Source organism: Nitriliruptor sp. (genome assembly GCF_040882075.1).
In the GTDB taxonomy this organism is placed as follows: Bacteria; Actinomycetota; Nitriliruptoria; order Nitriliruptorales; family Nitriliruptoraceae; genus Nitriliruptor.
Genome location: NZ_JBBEBZ010000139.1, coordinates 1 through 2,833, shown reverse-complemented (window position 1 = coordinate 2,833; position 2,833 = coordinate 1). Strand labels below are relative to the sequence as shown.

2 protein-coding genes are annotated in these 2,833 nt (G+C 75.0%); both read left to right on the top strand.

What is annotated here, in order from left to right:
- On the top strand, positions 1-1,224 hold a 1,224-nt coding region (locus WEB03_RS08425), incomplete at its 5' end, for an O-antigen ligase family protein (RefSeq protein ID WP_368070505.1).
- Between the two features lie 113 nt (positions 1,225-1,337).
- Positions 1,338-2,833: glutamine-hydrolyzing GMP synthase (guaA, locus tag WEB03_RS08420; RefSeq protein ID WP_368070504.1), on the top strand; the 1,496-nt coding region annotated here is incomplete at its 3' end.

The following is a 2,833-nucleotide window of genomic DNA, read 5'->3' as shown; positions in this document are numbered from 1 at the left end:
CTGGACCCCCATCTCGCTTCACGACCGCGTCCGTCGTGGCGGGACCCGGCGCTGGCGCTCTACCTCGCCGTCCCCGTCCTGGCCGCCGTTCAGATCGCGGTCCTGGACCTTCCGGTGGGCCGGACGGCCGCCGCAGCGCTGCCGTTCGCTGTGGCCGCCGGGGTGATCGCGGCCGGACGCTGGGCTGGCGCCGCCGACCGGGACGACCGGGCCGACCGGGACGACCGGGCCGACCGTGACGACCGGGCCGACCGTGACGACCGGGCCGACCGGGCCGACCGGGACGACCGGGCCGACCGGGACGACCGGGCCGACCGGGCCGACCGGGCCGACCGGGCCGACCGGGCCGACCGTGACGACCGCACCGGACGTCGCTGGCTGGTCGGCCTCGCCAGCGTCGAGGTGGTGCTGGCGGTCTGGGCGACGGCCGCGTTCCTGCGTGCGCTGCCGACGGGGGTGGGCGAGCCGTCGGGCTTCTACCGGGTCAAGCTGCTGGTCACGACCCCGCTCGGGGACCACAACACCGCCGCCGCGCTGCTGCTGGTCGGGGTCGTGGCCACGGTGGTGCTCGCCCAGGACGACCGGCGCTGGTGGGCGGGGACGGCCGTGACCACCGTCGGCCTGGTGGCGTGCCTGTCGCGGGGCGCAGCTGCGGTCCTGGTCATCGCCGGGTTGGCCGGGCTGGTGGCGCGGGCCCGGCCGCGGGTCGCGCTGGCTGTCGTCGGGGCGGGGCTGGTGGCGCTGACCGCGGTCACCGGTCTGGCGGTCGTCCTCGACGCGTCCCCGCCGGTGGGGGCGCTCGCCCCCGACGATCCGGACGGCCCGATCGGAGCGTCGGTCGCGGCCCGCGCCGACCTCGTCGCCCGAGGGTTCGAGCTGACGGGGGAGCGCCCGCTGCTCGGCGTCGGCCTCGGGAGGTTCGGCGACCGGGCGGGCGACCTACCGCCACCCAACCACCACGCCCACAACACCGTCGCGCACGCTGGAGCCGAGGGCGGTGTGCCCCTGGCCGCCGTGGCTGTGGCGCTGGCCGCCCTCCTCGCGGTCCGCGCGCTGCGACTGCCCGGTGGGTGGCGTCGCGACCTGACCGTGCTCGGCGGCGCGGCCCTGGTCGGGCACAGCCAGCTCGACGTCGTGTGGGGCACGATCGGCGGCGAGGTGGTGCTGGCGACCCTGCTCGTCCTGGCGGTCGGCAGCACCGGGGTCGGTCGCAGCCGCCGTTAGGCTCGCGACCGGAGCTGTCGGACCGGACCAGCCGACCGCAGCAGCCCGATCGCAGCGACCACAACGACACCCGCGACCGTCCCCGTGACCGTCCCCGCCGACAGGACCGCTCCGTGAGCCAGCCGGCCGGCGTCGCGCCGCACGACCTCGACACCGTGCTGGTGGTCGACTTCGGCGCGCAGTACGCCCAGCTGATCGCCCGCCGGATCCGCGAGGCCCGCGTCTACTGCGAGGTGGTGCCGCACACCACACCCGTCGAGGAGTTGCTCGCGCGGGAGCCGAAGGCGCTCGTGCTGTCCGGCGGCCCGTCGTCGGTCTACGCCGAGGACGCGCCGCGGGTCGACCCGGCCACGTTCGAGGGCGGCGTGCCGGTGTTCGGGATCTGTTACGGGTTCCAGGCGATGGCCGCCGCGCTCGGTGGGAGCGTCGAACGGACCGGCACCGCGGAGTTCGGCGGTACCCCGCTGCAGGTGGCCGCCGGCGACTCGACGCTGTTCCACGGGCTGCCGGGCAAGCAGTCGGTCTGGATGTCGCACGGTGACGCCGTGACCGCTGCCCCGCCCGGTTTCGAGGTCGTGGCCAGCACCGACCACACGCCCGTCGCCGCGTTCGAGGACACGGACCGGCGGCTCGCCGGGGTCCAGTTCCACCCCGAGGTGCTGCACTCCGAACACGGCCAGGCCGTGCTCGAGCACTTCCTCTACGAGATCGCCGGCTGCGAGCCGACCTGGACCACCAGCAACGTCATCGACGAGCAGGTCGCGCTGATCCGGGCGCAGGTCGGCGACAAGCACGCCGTCTGCGGGTTGTCGGGCGGCGTCGACTCGGCGGTCGCCGCGGCTCTCGTCCAGCGCGCCATCGGTGACCAGCTGACCTGCGTCTTCGTCGACCACGGTCTGCTGCGCCAGGGCGAGCCCGAGCAGGTCGAGCGCGACTTCGTGGCGGCCACCGGCGTCGCGCTCAAGGTCGTGGACGCCCAGGACCGCTTCCTCGACGCGTTGGCCGGCGTGACCGACCCCGAGGCGAAGCGCAAGATCATCGGCCGCGAGTTCATCCGCGTGTTCGAGCAGGCCGCCCGGGAGGTGGTCGCGGACGCGGCCAGCGGCGGCGCCTCGGTCGATTTCCTGGTGCAGGGCACCCTCTACCCGGACGTGGTCGAGTCGGGCGGTGGCACCGGGGCCGCCAACATCAAGAGCCACCACAACGTCGGGGGTCTGCCGGACGACCTCGAGTTCGACCTGGTCGAACCGCTCCGCGCCCTGTTCAAGGACGAGGTGCGCAAGGTCGGGCTGCAGCTCGGTCTGCCCGCAGAGATCGTGTGGCGCCAGCCGTTCCCGGGGCCGGGGCTCGGCATCCGGATCGTCGGCGAGGTGACCCGCGACCGGCTGGCCACGCTGCGGTTGGCCGACGCGATCGCCCGCGAGGAGCTGACCGCCGCGGGGCTCGACCGGGACATCTGGCAGTGCCCGGTCGTCCTGCTCGGCGACGTCCGCTCGGTCGGGGTCCAGGGTGACGGCCGCACGTACGGTCACCCCATCGTGCTGCGTCCGGTCTCCTCGGAGGACGCGATGACCGCGGACTGGACCCGGGTGCCGAACGACGTGCTGGC